The 18,291-nt window shown below is 60.0% G+C and carries 14 protein-coding genes; 7 read left to right on the forward strand and 7 right to left on the reverse strand.

Going from position 1 to position 18,291, the window contains the following annotated elements; translation table 11 throughout:
- The first annotated feature begins 14 nt into the window (after positions 1-14).
- Positions 15-1,007 carry a deoxyhypusine synthase family protein gene (locus tag NW842_RS00765; protein ID WP_414417277.1) on the forward strand — a complete coding sequence of 331 codons (993 nt, stop codon included), beginning with the start codon at positions 15-17 and terminating at the stop codon, positions 1,005-1,007.
- 10 nt (positions 1,008-1,017) lie between these two features.
- Here NW842_RS00765 and NW842_RS00770 read toward each other — a convergent pair whose 3' ends face one another.
- Genes NW842_RS00770 through NW842_RS00780 form a run of 3 tightly spaced genes read right to left on the reverse strand, consistent with a single transcriptional unit; the run spans position 1,018 to position 3,057 of the window.
- Positions 1,018-1,584, reverse strand: a complete 567-nt coding sequence (locus tag NW842_RS00770) for an ankyrin repeat domain-containing protein (RefSeq protein ID WP_414416676.1) — start codon at positions 1,582-1,584, stop codon at positions 1,018-1,020.
- 4 nt (positions 1,585-1,588) lie between these two features.
- Positions 1,589-2,407, reverse strand: a complete 819-nt coding sequence (locus NW842_RS00775; protein ID WP_414331279.1) for an MBL fold metallo-hydrolase — start codon at positions 2,405-2,407, stop codon at positions 1,589-1,591.
- Positions 2,404-3,057 (reverse strand): anthranilate synthase component II, encoded by a 654-nt coding sequence (locus NW842_RS00780; RefSeq protein ID WP_414357317.1) that lies wholly within the window; start codon positions 3,055-3,057, stop codon positions 2,404-2,406. Before NW842_RS00780 ends, NW842_RS00775 begins: the two co-directional genes overlap by 4 nt.
- A 115-nt stretch (positions 3,058-3,172) precedes the next feature.
- Here NW842_RS00780 and rlmN point away from each other — a divergent pair, with 115 nt between their 5' ends.
- Positions 3,173-4,270, forward strand: a complete 1,098-nt coding sequence (rlmN, locus tag NW842_RS00785; RefSeq protein WP_414373586.1) for a 23S rRNA (adenine(2503)-C(2))-methyltransferase RlmN — start codon at positions 3,173-3,175, stop codon at positions 4,268-4,270.
- Here rlmN and NW842_RS00790 read toward each other — a convergent pair.
- Both NW842_RS00790 and NW842_RS00795 read right to left on the reverse strand, forming a co-directional pair.
- Positions 4,244-6,040: an aminopeptidase P family protein gene (locus tag NW842_RS00790; protein WP_414417278.1), complete on the reverse strand. Its 1,797-nt coding sequence runs from the start codon at positions 6,038-6,040 to the stop codon at positions 4,244-4,246. The genes rlmN and NW842_RS00790 overlap by 27 nt on opposite strands.
- A 157-nt stretch (positions 6,041-6,197) precedes the next feature.
- Positions 6,198-6,572, reverse strand: coding sequence for a rhodanese-like domain-containing protein (locus NW842_RS00795; RefSeq protein ID WP_011432658.1), 375 nt, complete (start codon positions 6,570-6,572; stop codon positions 6,198-6,200).
- 120 nt (positions 6,573-6,692) lie between these two features.
- Here NW842_RS00795 and NW842_RS00800 point away from each other — a divergent pair, with 120 nt between their 5' ends.
- The 3 genes from NW842_RS00800 (at position 6,693) to ileS (ending at position 12,647) form a co-directional block, all read left to right on the forward strand.
- Positions 6,693-7,607 carry a hypothetical protein gene (locus NW842_RS00800; protein WP_414330578.1) on the forward strand — a complete coding sequence of 305 codons (915 nt, stop codon included), beginning with the start codon at positions 6,693-6,695 and terminating at the stop codon, positions 7,605-7,607.
- A gap of 218 nt (positions 7,608-7,825) precedes the next feature.
- Positions 7,826-9,088 carry an RNA-guided endonuclease InsQ/TnpB family protein gene (locus tag NW842_RS00805; RefSeq protein WP_414390382.1) on the forward strand — a complete coding sequence of 421 codons (1,263 nt, stop codon included), beginning with the start codon at positions 7,826-7,828 and terminating at the stop codon, positions 9,086-9,088.
- Between the two features lie 775 nt (positions 9,089-9,863).
- Positions 9,864-12,647, forward strand: a complete 2,784-nt coding sequence (gene ileS / locus NW842_RS00810) for an isoleucine--tRNA ligase (protein WP_414417299.1) — start codon at positions 9,864-9,866, stop codon at positions 12,645-12,647.
- Between the two features lie 82 nt (positions 12,648-12,729).
- Here ileS and NW842_RS00815 read toward each other — a convergent pair whose 3' ends face one another.
- Together NW842_RS00815 and NW842_RS00820 are read right to left on the reverse strand one after the other, a co-directional pair.
- Positions 12,730-14,106 (reverse strand): dihydroorotase, encoded by a 1,377-nt coding sequence (locus NW842_RS00815; protein ID WP_414417279.1) that lies wholly within the window; start codon positions 14,104-14,106, stop codon positions 12,730-12,732.
- Positions 14,107-14,108: 2 nt separating this feature from the next.
- Positions 14,109-15,521, reverse strand: coding sequence for a histidine phosphatase family protein (locus tag NW842_RS00820; protein ID WP_414417280.1), 1,413 nt, complete (start codon positions 15,519-15,521; stop codon positions 14,109-14,111).
- A 356-nt stretch (positions 15,522-15,877) separates the two neighbouring features.
- Between NW842_RS00820 and murQ the strand changes: the two genes are divergently transcribed.
- Both murQ and NW842_RS00830 read left to right on the forward strand, forming a co-directional pair.
- Positions 15,878-16,807 carry an N-acetylmuramic acid 6-phosphate etherase gene (murQ, locus tag NW842_RS00825; protein ID WP_414417281.1) on the forward strand — a complete coding sequence of 310 codons (930 nt, stop codon included), beginning with the start codon at positions 15,878-15,880 and terminating at the stop codon, positions 16,805-16,807.
- Between the two features lie 21 nt (positions 16,808-16,828).
- Positions 16,829-18,115: a recombinase family protein gene (locus NW842_RS00830; RefSeq protein WP_414417282.1), complete on the forward strand. Its 1,287-nt coding sequence runs from the start codon at positions 16,829-16,831 to the stop codon at positions 18,113-18,115.
- The last annotated feature ends 176 nt before the right edge of the window (positions 18,116-18,291 follow it).

The following is an 18,291-nucleotide window of genomic DNA, read 5'->3' on the forward strand; positions in this document are numbered from 1 at the left end:
TTCACCAGGTCAGAGTGACCGGAAAAATCGTGACCAACAGCCCCGTCAGCCAATTTATCCAACATCATTTTCGCCACTTCAACGCCGCCGCGCTGGTGGATGCGGCCAAGGGCTACTGTGCTCACCTGGAAAAGGGCGGCAAAATGATGGTGACCCTGGCCGGCGCCATGAGCACAGCGGAGCTGGGCCTTTCCCTAGCGGAAATGATCCGGCAGAACAAGGTGCACGCCATCTCCTGCACCGGCGCCAACCTAGAAGAGGACATCTTTAACCTCATCGCCCATGAGTTCTACGAGCGGGTGCCCCACTACCGCGATCTTAGCCCGCAGCAGGAGCAGGAGCTGCTGGAGCGGCACCTGAACCGGGTAACCGATACCTGCATTCCCGAAGAGGAGGCGATGCGGCGCCTAGAAAAAGCCCTCTTGGAAGAGTGGATGGCTGCCGACCAGGCCGGGGAACACTACTTCCCGCACGAGTTTATCTACCGCATCCTGCGCAGCGGCCGGCTGGAGCCCTACTACCAAATTAATCCCCGGGATTCTTGGGTTTACGCCGCTATGGAGGCCAACTTGCCCATCTATGTGCCGGGATGGGAGGACTCCACCACCGGCAACATGTATGCCGCCCACTGCATCACGGGTGAGATCCGCAATGTGCATACCGTCCGCACAGGGATCGAGTACATGATCCACCTGGCGGACTGGTACACGCACACCTCGGCGGAATCCTCCATCGGCTTCTTTCAAATTGGCGGCGGCATAGCCGGGGATTTCCCCATCTGTGTGGTGCCCATGCTCCATCAAGATCTGGGTCGCCAGGGCGTACCCCTGTGGGGCTATTTCTGCCAGATCAGCGACTCCACCACCAGCTACGGTTCCTACTCGGGGGCAGTGCCCAATGAGAAGATCACCTGGGGCAAATTGGGGATCGACACCCCCAAATTTGTCATCGAGTCGGATGCCACCATCGTGGCGCCTTTGATCTTCGCCTGGGTGCTGGGGTGGTAGAGAAGGGGAATCAATCTGTATGCCCGTCGGTTGAGGCGGAGCGGGGCCAGCGGGACAAAAGGATCGCAGCTTCCCAGCGGCGCAGATCCTGGGCGATGCGCAGGGGCGTGAGGCCGTAGCCATCCGGCTCGTCGATCTCGGAGCCATGTTCCAGCAGCAGCCGAACGACCTCGGGGTTGCCGGACCAAGCGGCAAAATGTAGGGGAAGGCCACCGGCGCCAAAACGAGCGTTCACCTCGGCCCCTCCCTGGAGCAGGGCTTTCGTAACCTCAGGGTTGCCCAGGCGAGCGGCTTGGTGTAAGGGGCTGGCTCCCCCATAGTCCGGTCGATTGGGATCCGCCCCCGCTGCCAGCAAAAGACGGGCGTTGAGGCCGCTCTCCACGAAAAACAGGGCTGTCTTGCCCCGCTCATCGACGGCGTTGGCGTCTTTCCCCAGCCAGAGGGCCAGTTGCAGCCGCAGCGGGTTGGCTTGGGCCAAGGCTTGTGGATCTTCTGGTAGGGAGTATCCATAGAATCCCAGACCCCCCACTAGCAGGGATCCCAGTCCGACAGCGATTTTTAGGACCTGACCTCGCATAGCCCTATTCCTCAAAGAAAAGGATGGCGAGCCCCTGCCTGGGCAGAGCCTGGGCCGAGAGCAGCAACGGGTTGCTGAGGGCAGGTTGCGGGGCAGCAGCGGGGAAGAGACGCAAAAACTCCTGCAGCGGCAGCAGCTCGCATTGGGATTCCTCGGCGGCGGCCGTGCGATACATGGTGGGGATGACCAGCTTGGGCTGCAGCGCCTCAATGGCCGCCTTGGCCCCGGCAGGATCGTAATTTTTCGGCCCACCCCCCACTGGCACCAGCAACAGGTCGGGACGAGCAAGCAGGATGGACTGCTCCCGCGTAATTGGCTGCAGCGCCCCTCCCAAATGGACAATGTCGATCCCAGCCATGCGCCAGCGCCAACCCACGTTTACGCCAAAGCGAGGGCCACGGGGCATGCGTACTCCTTGCACCCGGATCCCGTCAATCAGATAGTCTCCCGGCTGAAACAGCACCTTGGGGTTGCCGGGCACCACATCCAAAGCACCCTCATCCAACAAGCGGCTGCTGAGCAACACCAGATCGGCAGCAACTCGTGGGGCAGGATAGCCAGCCGTACAGCCCGCCGGCCGAAACGGGTTGACCAGAAACCGTCGGCCCTCCCCCTCGAACAAAACACAACTGTGGTGCAGCCAAGTCAGTTGCAGCCCCTGCGAGCTGGAGCCGGGAGTGAACTCTATAGACCCTGGGGTTGTTGGCGTTTCCGAACCTTGTGCCGGCGCTGTCTGAGCGCCCGCTTTGCGCCCTCTGGCCAGGTTCACGGCCATCGATCCCAGCAGCCCAGCGCTGGCTTGCAGAAGCTGGCGACGCTTCATGGAGTGGGGATCCCTGATGTAACAACGGCAACGGTTTCCTGAGGTTTCTGCGAAACATTGGGCTGAGCAGCAGTTGAGGCTTTGGCGCTGCGCAGGAAGTTGCTCAACAAGCGCTTGCCCTCTGCAGTCAAGATGCTCTCCGGGTGGAACTGCACGCCCTGAACATGGGGATAGCGGCGGTGGCGTACCCCCATGATGATCCCATCGCTGGTTTGGGCCGTCACCTCCAGCTCGTCAGGACACGTAGAAGGCTCGATCACCAAGCTGTGGTAGCGGGTGGCCGTGAAAGGCTGGCTCAACCCCTCAAACACCCCCACCCCTCGATGGTAAATGAGCGAGGTTTTGCCATGCATCAGCTCAGGTGCGCGCACGATCTGACCACCATAGACCTGGCCAATGCACTGGTGCCCCAGACAAACCCCCAAAATCGGCAGCTCTGGCCCCAGCTCCCGAATCAACTCCAGGGAGATCCCGGCATCTTCCGGCCGCCCTGGCCCAGGAGAGATGACCACCGCTTGCGGCTGCATGCGGCGCAGGTCGTCAACGGAGAGCTGGTCATTGCGAAAAACCTGTAGCTGGGCTCCCAACTCCCCCAGATACTGCACCAGGTTGTAGGTGAAGCTGTCGTAGTTGTCGATGACGACCAGCACTTCAACATCCGGCAACGGCACCCCATTTTATCACTTCCACTGGACTGAAGGAGATTGGGTCACGGGGACAGGCTAGAGTGAAGGAGCCAGACTCCTGTGCTTTTGAGATGGATTTATGTCGGCCCTACCCATTCCCCTGCTGGGGCAGTCCTTGTCTGCTCTGAAAGACTGGGCAGTTGCTCAAGGTCAGCCGGCCTATCGCGGGCAACAACTGCATGCTTGGATCTACCAAAAAGGGATCCGCTCCCTGGAACAGGTGACGGTGTTTCCTAGGGCTTGGCGAGAGGCGGTGCAAAGCTACCCAGTGGGACGCTCGCGCATTGTGCAGCGGACAGAGGCCCGCGATGGTACTGTGAAGTTTCTGCTGGGGTTGGCGGATGGGCAGTTGATCGAAACGGTAGGGATCCCAACGGCCAAGCGTCTGACGGTCTGTGTCTCTTCTCAGGTGGGCTGCCCTATGGCCTGCGATTTCTGTGCCACCAGCAAGATGGGCTACCGACGCAACCTAGAGCTGCACGAGATTTTGGATCAGGTGTTGACGGTGCAGGAAGATTTTGGCCGTCGCGTCAGCCACGTGGTCTTTATGGGCATGGGGGAACCTCTGCTCAACCGCGATACGGTGGTGCAAGCCATCCGTAGCCTGAATCGAGATATCGGCATCGGCCAACGGCACATCACCCTCTCGACGGTGGGCGTACCCCGGCAAATTGCCTGGCTGGCGCAGCAGGATCTGCAAATCACCCTGGCCGTCAGCTTGCATGCTCCCAATCAAGATCTGCGGCAGCAGTTGATCCCCTCGGCAGCCCACTACCCTCTGGATGCTCTGATCCAGGATTGCCGTGACTACATGCTGCGCACCGGGCGGCGAGTCAGTTTTGAATATACCCTGCTGTCGGGGGTCAACGACCTGCCCATTCATGCCCGCCAACTGGCGCAATTGCTGCAGCAGGCCAGCCGGTCAGGGGTGCAACTGCACGTGAACCTGATCCCTTACAACCCTATCTCTGGAGCCGACTATCAACGCCCCCACCCGGCACGAGTCAAAGCGTTCGTCCGCCAGCTTGAGCAACACCAGGTGCGGGCCACCGTGCGCCAAACCCGTGGTTTGGATGGCAATGCCGCATGTGGTCAACTGCAGGGATCCTTCCTGCGCTCTTTGCCAGGGCGCAACGCTTTTGCGAGTACATCAGCTCAGTCCGCAGGCGCGTCGTAACCAGGCGGCATCCTGTTCTGGCAAGGTGGCGTGGTGCATGGCGTAAACCTGCCGGTGATACTCGTCCAGCCAGGCTCGCTGCGCCTCGTTTAACAGTTCCCAATCGATCAAGCGCCCATCGAAAGGGATCCAAGTCAGGGAGCGAAAGCCCATCCAGCCCTCCGGCTCGGGAATGGCAATCACCTCGTAGAGATTCTCCAGGCGGATCCCACCCCATCCCGGCTGGTAGTAGCCCGGCTCAATGCTGTTGATCATGCCCACCTTGAGAGGGGTGTTGGCGCGGCGGTGGATCCCGTTGGGCCCCTCGTGGACGTTCAAAAAGGCGCCGACACCGTGGCCGGTGCCATGGCCATAGTCCAGCCCGGCCTGCCAAAGGGTAGAGCGGGCGATCCCATCCAACGAGACCCCATAGGTGTCAGGGGGGAAGATCTGGCGGGCGCATTGAATGTGGGCCTTGAGCACCTCGGTATAGCGCCGCTTGCACAAGGGATCCGCCGGCTCCTGGCCAATCCAAACGGTGCGGGTATCGTCGGTGGTGCCCCCCAAGTAGTGGGATCCGGAGTCCAACAAAAACAGTTCGCCCGGCTGCAGCAGCTTTTGGGGATCCGGAGTGCTGTAGTGGATGATGGAGCTGTTGGCGCCGGCGCCGGCAATGGTGTTAAAGCTCAGGCCCACCCACTCCCCTTCCTCCCGGTAATGGGCCTCCATGATGGCGGCCACATCGGCTTCGCTGATGGGGATCCCCTGTTGGATTTGCCGGTCGATCCAGGCCAGGGTGCGAATCTTGGCCCGGCTGGCCTTGCGGTTGGCGCGGCGCATTTGCTCCAGCTCGGTGGGGTTTTTCACGGCCTTGAGGGCTTCTACTGGGTGCTCCAGCTCGCGGCAGCTCGCATCCTGCAGCAGCTCTTGAGTGCCCTGGGTGGTCTGCTTGGGATCCAAGCCCACCGGCGCGTAGCTCTTGGCCCATTGGGGCAGTTGTTCGTTGTAGGTCTCATAAGGCCAGAGTTCCACCCCGGCTTCTGCCAGAAGTTGCCGAGATGGGGGGCTGAGCCGCTCCAGATCTGTGAATAGAGCCGCTCTATCTAGGCTGACCAAAGCATAGGCCCAAAACACCGGGTTGTAGGGGATGTCGGATCCCCGCAGGTTAAACAGCCAGGCCACCTGATCCAATTTGGTCAGGGGCAACAGTCCCACCCGCTTGCGGCGCATCTCCTGCCGGACTTGGGCCAGCTTTTCTGCAGGGGTGGCCCCGCTCAGGTGGGTGGGTACCGAGTAAATGGGCTGGTCAAAGGGAGCGGTAAGTCCCTGGGCCAACTTATCTACCAAGTTTTCCACGACCGGGATCAAAAGCACCCCTCCCGCTTGGGCATGGGCCTGCAACTGGCGATAGGTGGCCACCGCCACCGTAAAGGGATCCACCCCCAGGCGAAAGCCGGATCCCAGCTCTTCCACAATCTCCATCAGGCTGGGCTGATTCGGCAGACCTCCTTTGATCACTGTCAATAGATTGGGATCCACCTCCCGCTCCGCCTGTTCGTGATAGCGGGGATCTACCCACAGCCAAGCCCTGTCCCGGGTGATCAAGGCATCCCCCACCGAGCCGGTAAAGCCTGTGATCCACTGACGCCGCTTGCGATGTTCCGGCAAATACTCATTGAGATGCTCATCAGCAGAGGGAACCCAAAAGCCATCCAGATCTTGTTCTCGCAGAAGCTGGCGCAACTGCTGCAAACGGGCAGCAACATCCAGGCGGGGCAGGGTTTGGAGCATGGCAGAGGGGTAAAGCTAAACGGCCAGGCTATCGCCATTCTAAACAAGGTTGGGCCGCCCCCACTTCCCGCCTTCAGTGGTCGGCCATTTCAGATAGCAGCCAGATAGCAGCCAATACCTCCCTCTTCCTATGGGTGAGGGAAGAAATCCGCCAGCTCTAGCGCTCCTCAGGAAAACCCGCTTCCCGCCAAGCCCGCATGCCCCCATCCATCGAGATCACCCGACGATAGCCCATTTTCTGTAGATTATCGGCTGCCAACGCCGAACGAAACCCGCCGCCGCAGTACAGGACGATCTCCGCTTCTTTGTCGGGGATCACCCTCTCGATGTCCCGCTCAATGATCCCTTTGCTCAAGTGGATGGCTCCGGCAGCGTGGCCGGCTTGCCACTCCGACTCTTCCCGCACATCCACAAAATAGAAGGGATCCCCTTGCAGTTGTTTTTGCCTGACCTGCTCGACTGTCAGTTCTTGGATGCGGCTTTTGGCCTCGTTGACCAGGGCCAAGAAAGCTGGAGAGTGCTGGGGAGCCATGGAGAACAGGCGCTATGAGCCAAAGCTTATTCCAATCGATCTTATCTGGTCTGGACTTTGGGATCCCAACTGCCCTAAGGCTAGACTGGGATCCAGATTTGCCGGCTGGAGGCCCATGGCTTGAAATCCCGATCTAACTTTCCGCAACTGCTTTGGCCCCTTGCTCTGGCCGTGAGCTGGAGCATCCCCCTTGGATTGACAGCCGGTCACGTCAGCCGGACGGAGTCCTCGGCTTGGGCCCAAGCTGCCCCGATGCCCCTAGAAAGTGGGATCCAGCGGCAAGTTTCCAGCCCACCGCCAGCCGCCCTGGTGGAGTGGCTAAGCCAGCAGGTGGCCGCCGCCAACCGGCGGGATTTGCCAGGGGTGATGGCCGGCTACAGCCCCGACTTCCGCCACCGAGATGGGCTGGACCGGGAAGAGGTGGAAGGTGCCATCCGCAAGCTGTGGAGCTCTCATCCCAAGCTCACCTATTCGGCCCAGATCCTCTCCTGGCGGCAGGTGGGCCCTGAGATTGTTGCGGATATTCTCAGCCAAGTAGAGGGATCCCAATCCTCGGTGCGGGGGGACTTTCAGGTAGAAGCCTCTGCCCTGGTGCGCAATCGCTATCGCCCGGATCCAGCCAATCCCGGACAACTGCTGTTGATTGACCAAGAAGTGCTGCGGGAGGCCAGCACCCTCACCTCTGGATCTGCCCCTCCCACCGTCACCTTGAACCTGCCGGAGGTGGTCAAACCGGGATCCACCTATTCGCTGCAGGCGATTGTGGCAGAGCCTCTCACCCACTCTTTGCTGTTGGGCGCCGTTGCCGAACAACCCGTTGCCGGGGCGGGCTACCCAGAGGTGACCTCGTTTGCTCTCGAACCTCTACAGGCCGGAGGGATCTTCCTACAGGCAGATGCTCCGCAAGAACCCCGTTCTGAGTGGATTTCTGTGATGTTGGTTAACCAAACCGGCATCACGCTGGAGAGTCGGCGTCTTATCGTCAGCGATCGCTTGGCTCTGGAGGGATCCCTGGCCATCCCCACCGTCCCTTAGGAAATCTTCAGGATGATGAGGAATGGCTCTGGGGTAATCTGGACAGGCAGTTGAGCTTGTTAACAAAGGAGGGGCGCGGGGAGCTATAAGTCCCGCGCTGTATGCAAAGCATCAGCGTCGGGATACATGGACTCCCCGCACTTGTCGATTCTCTCGATGGGATAAGACAAGTATTTACCAGCAGCTATAGCTTGTGGTAAACTGCCACTATGCTGACCATGAACTACACTTACCGGATCTATCCAGATGCCGCACAGCAGGCCGAGCTGCGGTCGTGGCTTGAGACGTGCAGAGGCGTGTACAACTACGCTTTGCGCGAACTCAAAGACTGGATTGCTTCCCGTAAGTGTCCCATAGACAGATGCTCACTGGAGAAGGAATACATCATTCCTGCCGATGAGCCATTCCCGTCTTGCTATCGTCAGCAAAATAACCTACCCAAAGCAAAGAAGCAATTCCCGCATTTGGCCAAGGTGCATTCTCAGGTCTTGCAGACTACGATTCGCAGGCTGCATGATACTTGGGAGGCATTCCAGAAGCGGGGATATGGGTTTCCCCGTTTCAAGAAACAAGGCCAATTTAAGTCTTTTGTGTTTCCCCAGTTCAAGGACAATCCCATCTCCGGCAGCAGTATCAAGCTACCAAAGATAGGAAAAGTGCCTATCAACTTGCATCGTCCTATCCCAGATGGGTTCAAGGTCAAGCAGGTGAGGGTACTGTCCAAGGTAAGGGGGACGCAATGGTATGTCGTCGTTACCATCGAATCGGACATATCGATTCCCGATGCTCCGGTTCACGGTCGTGCGATTGGGATTGATCTGGGATTGGAACGGTTTTTGACGGTTTCAGATGGCAGCTTCCAGGAGCGACCCAAGTTTTTTAGGTCGATGCAACGCAAGCTGAAATTGCTGCAACGCAGAGCGGCACGAAAACAGAAGGGGTCACGAAACTGGGAGAAGGCACAAATCAAAGTTGCCAGAATGCACCATCGGATTGCGAACCGTCGTAAAGATTTCCACCTAAAGACGGCTCATAAGCTTTGTGACCAAGCGCAAACCATCTTTGCAGAAGACCTCAATGTCACAGGCTTGACACGGGGAATGCTGCGAAAAGATTGTGTCGATGTCGCTTTTGGACAATTTCTGTCTCTGTTGGAATGGGTGTGCTGGAAACGTGGAGTGTACTTCGCTAAAGTCAACTCCAACGGGACTAGCCAAACCTGTCCCAAATGTTTTGCTACTGTCAGCAAAACGTTGACAGCAAGGGAGCATCATTGTCCTGAGTGTGGGTATCGAACTCATCGTGACCATGCAGCAGCAGAAATGGTTTTGCATCGTGGACTAGAGAATTTAGTAGCCCAGGGACTCTGGGGAACGGAAACAGCCTGCCAAGTCGTTCTGTCGGGGGTCTATGACCTAGATAAGTGGCGTGGGGCAGGAATGCCTAACCGTGAGGTTAGGAAGCCCGCGCTGTACCCGTAGGGTCAGCGTCGGGAGGATGTCACGATGGGAAACTATGCGCCCCTCAGCTTGTTTGCTTTCTGGTGCTGGCCCTATTTTTGAGCGGTTGCGATAGCGGCGACTCCCTTGGTGCTCCGGTGGTGGATCGCCCCACTCCTGCCAGCAATTGACCGAACAATCCCGAGGGGTCTCGAAAGGTTGGGTCGAGGTGTCTTGAAAGGACCCAACCTCAAGAAACATTGGCATCTTCAGACGCCCGTCCATTCCAAGCCCCGCTACAGCTATCTGCAAAACTATCCGCTCTCTCCCACCCCCAAGGCAACAACAGGCGGTCAGGGAAAGAGCGGTCTAGCGGGCCTTCAACTGGAACCTGACTGCCGGGAGGAACTCCAAGCGAGCCAGAACGCGAAGACTCTTCAGCAGACTGAAGGATCTAAGTTCAGACCGTTAGAGAACAGCCCCGGCGCACAGCCGGCTGAACCCAACTTGACGACCCTTACAACTACTACTATCTGGCATCCGCAGGAACCTCCCTTACTAAACGACACCCTGAGACTAGCACAAATCTTTTCTTGTTTTCTCGATCAGGGAGTTCATGCGGTGGTTTGTTGGAGCCGTTTGAGAGCTCCAGGCGCTCTGGGTGACCGTGGGCTTCGGATCCCCTGTCCCACAAGAGGGGTGAGGGATGGACTGCTGAGGATGAGGCGACAGCGTAGGATAGAGAGACGCCCTTTAGGTTGCTCGAGTTGCCGTGGACTACAAAAGTACCCTCAACCTGCCCCAAACTCAGTTTCCCATGCGGGCAGAGGCCGCCAAGAGAGAACCCGCCATTCAAGCCTTTTGGCAGGAAGAGCAAATCTACCAGCGCCTTGCCGACCACAATCCTGGGGATCCCTTTGTCCTGCACGATGGACCGCCCTACGCCAATGGCGATATCCACATGGGCACCACCCTCAACAAGATCCTCAAGGACATTGTGAACAAGTACCACATCTTGCAAGGGCGCAAGGTGCGCTACGTGCCCGGCTGGGATTGCCACGGCCTGCCCATCGAACTGAAAGTGTTGCAAAGCCTCACCCCGCAGGAGCGGGAAAACCTCACCCCTCTGCAGCTGCGACAAAAAGCCAAGGAGTACGCCCTGCACTACGTTGATGTGCAGCGGGCCAGTTTTCAGCGCCTGGGGGTATGGGGATCCTGGGATCGGCCCTACCTGACGCTGTCGCCGGAGTACGAAGCCGCACAGATTGAGGTGTTTGGACAAATGGCCCTCAAGGGCTACATCTACCGCGGCCTCAAACCCGTCCACTGGAGCCCCAGCTCCCAGACGGCTCTGGCGGAAGCGGAGCTGGAGTACCCTGACAACCACATCTCCCCCAGCATCTACGTGGCCTTTCCCCTGCAGAGCCTCAGCCCGGCGGCGCAGCCGGTTTTGGAGCCTTTCATGCCGGGCCTGCGGGCAGCCATCTGGACCACCACCCCTTGGACGATCCCGGCCAACCTGGCTCTCTGCTTTAACCCCAAGCTCACCTATGCAGTGGTGGAGTCTCCCCGCTTCGGCCTGCTGTTGATCGCCGCCGATCTGCGGGAGCGGCTGGAGAAGGTTCTGGAGACGTCTCTGGAGATCAAGGCTACCCTGCCGGGATCCGCCCTGGAATACAGTCAAGGACGGCACCCCCTCTTCGACCGCACCAGCCTCTGCGTGTTGGGGGACTACGTCACCACCGAGTCGGGCACCGGCATTGTGCACACGGCTCCGGGACACGGGGAAGATGACTTTAAAACCGGCCAAAAGTACGGTCTGCCCATTCTCAGCCCTGTGGACGATCAGGGGAGATTTACCGCCGAGGCCGGATCCCAGTTCGTCGGGTTGGATGTGCTCTCCAAGAAGCCGGAGACCAGCGGCAATGCTGCCGTGATCCAGGCTCTACAGGCTGCGGGGGCTTTGCTCAAGGAAGAACCCTACAACCACAAATATCCCTACGACTGGCGCACGAAAGAGCCAACCATTTTCCGGGCCACCGAGCAGTGGTTTGCGTCTGTAGCTGGCTTCCGGGAGCTGGCCCTGCAGGCCATTAAAACCGTGAAATGGATCCCGGCCATCGGGGAGAACCGCATCACCGCTATGGTGTCGGAGCGTTCGGATTGGTGTATTTCCCGCCAGCGGGCTTGGGGTGTGCCCATCCCCGTCTTTTACGACGAAGAAACCGGCGAGGTTCTGCTCACCGCCGAGACCCTCGACCACATCAAGGCCATTTTTGCCCAGGAGGGATCCGACGCCTGGTGGCAGCGCCCGGTGGAAGAGCTGCTGCCGGAGCAGTACCGCCACAATGGCCGCACCTACCGCAAAGGGATGGACACCATGGACGTGTGGTTTGACTCCGGCTCTTCCTGGGCGGCAGTGGCCAAGGCGCAGGGGTTGGGCTACCCGGTGGATCTGTATTTGGAAGGCTCCGACCAACACCGAGGCTGGTTCCAATCCAGTTTGCTCACCTCCGTGGCCGTCAACGGCCATGCCCCCTACAAGGCGGTGCTCACCCATGGGTTTGTGCTGGACGAGAAAGGCCAGAAAATGAGCAAGTCCCTGGGCAATGTCATCGATCCGCTGGTGTTAATTAACGGCGGCAAAGATCCCCAGACGGATCCCGCCTACGGGGCGGATGTGCTGCGCCTGTGGGTCTCCAGTGTGGACTACTCCGGGGATGTGCCGCTGGGTAAGACCATTCTTGGGCAAATGGCGGATGTATATCGCAAAATCCGCAACACAGCTCGCTTTTTGCTGAGCAACCTCTACGACTTCAATCCAACTCAGGATGCCGTTCCTTTTGCAGCCTTGACGGAGCTAGACCGCTACATTTTGCACCGCCTGCACGAGGTGGGATCCGAGATCGGCGAATCTTTTGCCAGCTATCAGTTCTACCGCTTTTTCCAGGCGATTCAGAACTTCTGTGTGGTGGATCTCTCCAACTTTTACCTGGATATTGCCAAGGATCGCCTCTACATTAGCCATGCCCAAAGTCTACGGCGGCGCCAATGTCAAACGGTGCTCTCCCTGTTGCTGGAGAACTTGGCCAAGGCCATCGCCCCCGTTCTCTCCCACCTGGCCGAAGAGATTTGGAGCCATCTGCCCTATCCCAAGCCCACCCGTTCGGTGTTTGAGGGGGGGTGGATGAAGCTGCCGGAGCACTGGCGGGATCCCCAGTTGGCGGCCATTTGGGAGCAGCTGCGAGAGGTGCGCCAAGAGGTGAACAAGGCTCTGGAGCAAGCCCGTACCGGTCGCGTTAGCGGGACGGAGTCCTTTAAGCCCATCGGCGCTTCCACCGAGGCCAAGGTAATCCTGAAGGTAGCGGATCCCGGCCTATACGCTCTTTTGCAGGAGCGGGCTGCCGAGTTGCGCTACTTGTTCATCACCTCACAGGTGGAACTGGAGAAAACCTCAGGTCAAGGCTTGGAGGTCTCTGTTTTTCCGGCTGACGGCCAAAAGTGCGTGCGCTGCTGGAACTATTCCACCCGTGTGGGGGAATTTGCCGAACATCCAGAGCTGTGTGAGCGTTGTGTAGCCGCTCTGGCCGGGGAGTTTTGAATTCGGGACCCCGTCCCGCTGGCGGGAAGGGATCCCCCTCTTTGAATTGGCTCTTTCTCCGGACAGGTCTTGTCGGCCTTCTTCAGGCTCGAGGGGTGGAGCTGCCGGAGGGGATCCCCTCGACATGGGTGTGCAGCACTTTGCCGCACAGGGTTTTCTCCAGCCAGGGAGTCGCTGGCGATCGGGAGTGGAGGGTGGCCGCAGAAACCGTCCAGGGGTGGGTGGGATCAAACAGCACCCAGTCGCTGTGGGGGGTGAGGGTGGGCGGATCTAGGTTTAGGCAGCGGGCCGGGTACAGGCTGAGGGCAGACCACAGTTGCAGCGCCGTCAGGGATCCCGTTTCTACCAAATGGTGCCACAGCAGCGGCAGAGCCAGCTCCAGGCCCATCGCCCCCGGCGGGGCATCGGCAAAGGGCAGGGTTTTCTCTTCATGGGTGTAGGGGTGGTGATCCGTCGCGATCCCCAGGCTGCCGGAACGGATCCCGGCGATCAGAGCCTCCCGGTCGCCGGCGCTGGGAAGAGGGGGCAGAAGGCGAAGGTGGGGATCGTAGCGGTGCTCAAAGACGGCCTCTTCGGACAAGATCAGGTGCATCCAAGTGGCGCTGGCGGTAACCGGCAGTCCTTCGGCTTGGGCCTGTTGGATCAGCTCCAGGCTGCGGGCTTGGCTCAGGCGCATGATGTGCACAGGCGGAGGGGAAGGAACGCTCCTGATCACCTCCAAGAGACGGGCCAGAGCGGCAGTTTCGGCACTGGCAGGGATCCCTTTCAGCCCCAGGCGCAGCGCCCAGATCCCTTCGTAGAGGCTACCTTGCCCGGCCAAGGTGGGATCCCAGGCCCAGAGCAGCAGGGGTTTATTCTCCAGCCGCAAATACTCCAGAGCCCGCCGCACCAAAGCCAAGGAGCGCAGTGGCTGAACTTCTGCAAAACCAACTGCTCCCGCTTGCGCCAGTTCTCCCCAGGGGGTTGGAGTTTCTCCTTGGCCACCCACGCTCAGGGCAGCCCAGGGCAGCCAGCGGGGATCCCCCAATTGGCGGGGGTAGCGGTTCAAGTGCTCCGGGCGATCCAGCACCGGAAAAAAGCCGCTTCCGGGAAGGGGGGTGGGCAGAAGCCCCACCTGGGTAAAGCCTCCCGCCAAAGCCGCTGCAGCCAAAGAGGTCAGGGTTTCCCGACTGTGGGCCAGAAAGTGCTCCGCACCGCTTACGCGACCGTTGCCAACCCCCTCGCCGCTGTGGGCATACAGATCCAGCAAACCCGGCCCCACCACCCAACCTGAGCCATCGATGGTGGGGATGTCGGCAGGGATCCCTGCCGGCTCGGTGGCCCGCAGGCGACCCTCTTGCAACCACACATCGGTTACTTCATCCCGCTGACGCCAAGGATCCAACAGGCGCACTCCCTGGAGATGCACATTTTGTCCTGTTAGTCGTCCTGTTAGCTCGCGGAGAGGGGATGAGCCCATCTTTACAAAGCTCCAGCGGTGGTGCAGTCCAGGATCTGGCCGGACAGATGGGTGGTGAGGTTCAACACCTTCAAAACCGGGGCACCCTCCTTGCCTTCTGGATAGTCGATCACCGTAATGGCGCCATTCCCCTGCTTGAAGATCCAAAAGGCTTGGGGGGAAAGGTCGAACAACTGACAGATGATCGCCTTGTTGATGGCATCGTGGGCAACAACAACCGCCGTGCCCTGAGGAAACTGGGCTGCGGTGATGGCCAAAAGCTCCTGCCAAGCGGAGCGAGTGCGCTCCCACACCTGGTGAAGGTTTTCCCCATTGGGCATCTGCACACTGGCGGGATCCCGTTGCCAGCGCTCCAGCTCGCCGGGGTATTCGGCTTCGACTTCGCTTTGCAGCTTGCCCTCCCAGTCGCCGTGGCAGATCTCTTGCAAGTCGGGCATTGGGCGCAAAATGAGGTTGCTGTGGTTGCTGCAGATGGCATCGGCTGTGGCCCAAGGGCGCTTCAGGGGGCTGGAGAAGGCCAGTTGCAGAGGTTGAGTGGCCAAAAATTCTGCCACCTTGGCTGCCTGTTCCTCCCCGGTGGCATTGAGGGGGATATCCCGCTGCCCCTGAAAACGGCGCTCTCGGTTCCACTGGGTTTCTCCATGCCGCACCAGCAAGATGCGCATCCCCTGCTTGCGCTTGGGCAGGGCTTGGCCGAGGTGAGCGGTGATGTTCAGAGATTCCAGTTGTGGCGGCCCCTGCAGGCCCTCGGGAAAATTGAGAACGCTGATGGCGCAGTTATCCTGCCCAAGGCGGTGATAGTGGTGTGGCCCCAGGCCGATGGCGGTGCTGACCAGGGCGCGATTGATGCCGCTGTGGCCCACGATGAGGATATTGAGGGGCTGCCTTGGGGAGGGATCCGCTCCATGGTTCCAGGGGCCCGAAGCCGATTGCAGATGGAAAGCCAGCATTTCCCAAAACCCCTGCGCCTGCTGCCAGAGATCCCGCACCGGAAAGCGGCCCTCTAGCTCCAGGGTGTCGGGATGGTGCCGCCACAGGTGGTAATCTTCGGGGTATTTCTCCTGCACCTCGGCAAAGGTCAGCCCTTCCCAGGCCGTCAGGTCGATCTCCCGCAGTTGATCGGTAACGTGCAGAGGGATCCCTTCTCGGTCTTTCAAAAGGATGCGAGCTGTCTCGAGGGCGCGAGACAGGGGGCTGCAATAGGCGCAATCCAACGGGATCCCGGCCAGGGCCTCGGCTACACGCTGCGCCTGCACTTCTCCAGTGGGGGTGAGCCGGGAGAGATCGGAGCGGCCTTGAATGCGATTTTCCAGGTTGAAGGTGCTCTCACCATGGCGCACGATCAAGATGCGCAGGGCAGGCTGGTCGCGGTAGCGGGACGGAGTCCTTGCCATCGCTTGCATGGACTTACTCATCGCAGTAGCGGGACGGAGTCCTTAGAACACCTTCTAGAGTACCGCCACTGGGCGGCGCTCGCCTTCGTCAATTCACCGGTTGGGCTGCCGACTGAGGCGTATTTGGGCTGGTCGCCGCTTGTGATGGGGGCATCTTTGGAGAATGGCCGCGCTGCGTTTCCGCTGGCAGAGGTTTTGGTTGAATGGACGTTGGCGAAGGGGGCCGGCTTGGTGCTCCTTGCCCTTGTTGTGGTGCTGTTGGCGCAGTTTTTCCCTCCACTGCTCCCTCAGGAGAGCCCCCTGCCACCGATAGAATCCGAGAAGACAAAGTGTAGGATCCCTGAAGGCGGATCCCTCTTGCCTGGACAAGCGCTGCCATGGTTTCTCCACAATTGGCTTGGGATCCCGGATCCCTGACCGAAAGCCCCAACCCGGCCACAGCCGAGATCGACCGTCTCAGCACCTGGGAACTGGTGAAACGGATCAACGCTGAGGATCGGCGGGTGCCGGAAGCGGTGGCTGCTCAAGCGGAGCCGATTGCCCAAGCCATCGATGCCATTGCCCAGCGGATGCGTCACGGCGGGCGGCTGATCTATATCGGGGCAGGAACCTCAGGTCGCCTGGGGGTACTGGATGCGGCTGAGTGCCCACCCACTTTTGGCACTTCCCCCGCACAGGTGGTGGCTTTGATCGCCGGGGGGGAAAAAGCCCTGACCCAGGCGGTAGAGGGTGCAGAGGACGACGCAGAAGCGGCTGCCCGCGCGCTGGAGGGTCTTCACCTCCAAGCTCAAGATAGTGTGGTGGGAATTGCCGCCAGCGGTCGTACCCCCTATGTGCTGGGTGGGATCCAAGCCGCTAGGAGCATGGGGGCGCTCACGATTGGCCTGGCCTGTAACCACCCTTCCCCGCTAACCGAGCAGGTGGATATTGCCATTGCCCCTTTGGTGGGGCCGGAGGTGATCCTCGGATCCACCCGCATGAAAGCCGGCACAGCCCAAAAGCTGGTGTTGAACACGATCTCCACCGGGGTGATGATCCGCTTGGGCAAGACTTATGGCAACCTGATGGTGGATCTCCAGGCCAGCAATGCCAAGCTCAAGCAGCGGGCGGAGCGAATGGTGGCCCTAGCCTGCGATCTGGATCCCACTACGGCTGCCCAATTGCTGCAGGCTTGTGATGGAGATGTCAAAACCGCCATCCTTGTGGCCTTGCTGGGGTGCTCTGCTCAAGAGGCCCGTCAGCACTTGCAACAGGCCCAGGGCAGAATTCGCCAGGTGCTTGATTCCGTTCTGGCGCAGCGGCGGTGACAATAGTTGAATGGCTTGTCCATGAGCGTTTGCGGCTACCTCTACACGCCTTCCCATGCCCCTTTGCCGGAACAGGAGTTGGCCTGGCTCAAGTTGCGAGGGGCCGATCCCATCCTGCACGATTGGGGATCCCGAACCTATCTGGAGGAGCTGTTCCGGCGCATCACAGCCGGCTGGGTGCAGGAAGTGCTGCTCTTGCGCCTGGCGGATCTGGGGGATCGGGCGGATGAAATTCACGAGCGGCTGCTGCAACTCCAACACTCCGGGATCCGCCTCAGCTTGGTCACCGAATCCGGCCTGCAAACCCCCACCAAGGCTGCCGATTGGATCCCCCTGCTGGCCGAGATCCCCCATCAGTTGCAAAGCCGCCGCCTCTGCTGCAGCCAAGCCCAAAACCGCCTGGCGGGCAAACCTCCCCCTGGCCCTGCCCCCTTTGGCTACCGCCGCGAAGGGGAACGCTACGTGCTGGATCGCCGGCAGGCCAGCATCATCCAAGATTTTTTCCAGCACTTTCTCCTCTACGGATCCCTGCGCCGGGCGGTGCGCTTCTTGGAGGAAAAACACCACAAGCGGATTTCTGTGGCCACCGGACGCAACTGGCTGCTCAACCCGGTATACCGCGGGGATCTGGCCTATGCCGACGGCACCACCCTGCGGGACACTCACCCGGCCCTTCTCAGCCGCACGGAAGCCGCCCAGATCGATCGCTGGCTCAAACGCAACCAAGGGATCCCTCGCCGCAGCGCCAGTGCTCCCCGCGCTTTGGCCGGCCTGGTTCATTGCTGCGCTTGTGGCAGCCTTCTGCGCATTGTGCAAACCACCCCTCGCAAGGGGAAAAAGAACGGATCCCCCTACCTCTATCTGCGCTGCCAAACCTGTCGCTACAGCCTCCCCTACACCGAAGTCCTGCAGGAGGTGATCCGGCAGGTGTGCGAACAACTGCCCCAACGCGCCCAGACGCTGGATCGACAAGCCCTCACCCAAGTCCGCCAAGAGCTCCAAGCCCAAATCCAGGCCAACGCCGAGCGGCTGCGGCAATTGGAAGAGCTGCAGCAATCTGGACTAATGGACGAGGCCTCTCTGGCCCAGCGTCGCTACCAGTTGCGAGCAGAGACGGCCCGCTTGGCCCAAAAGCTGGAGCAACTCCCCCCCGCCAACCTCACCCAGACCATCCAAACCCTCTCCATCCCCCCCTTCTGGCAAGACCTCAGCGAGACCGAACGGCGTGCCTACCTGCGGGAATTCCTGCGCCGTATCGAGGTGGATTCTGCAGGAGCGGTGCGAGTTACGTTTGCCTTTGATCCCTGAGAGTGAAGGGTTCTCCCCACCTTCCCCGGAGAATTGAGACCATTCTTGATTCTTTCTCGACTCAGCCCTGCCTCAGCGACAAGCCAAGAGGACGGGATCAGCGCCATGGCATAGCTGAATCCTTCCCGATTTGGGTGAATTGTCATCTGGAATTGTTTTCTTTTGATCACTGATGA

The sequence above is a fragment of the Synechococcus sp. R55.4 genome (genome assembly GCF_047461935.1).
Classification (GTDB): Bacteria; Cyanobacteriota; Cyanobacteriia; order Thermostichales; family Thermostichaceae; genus Thermostichus.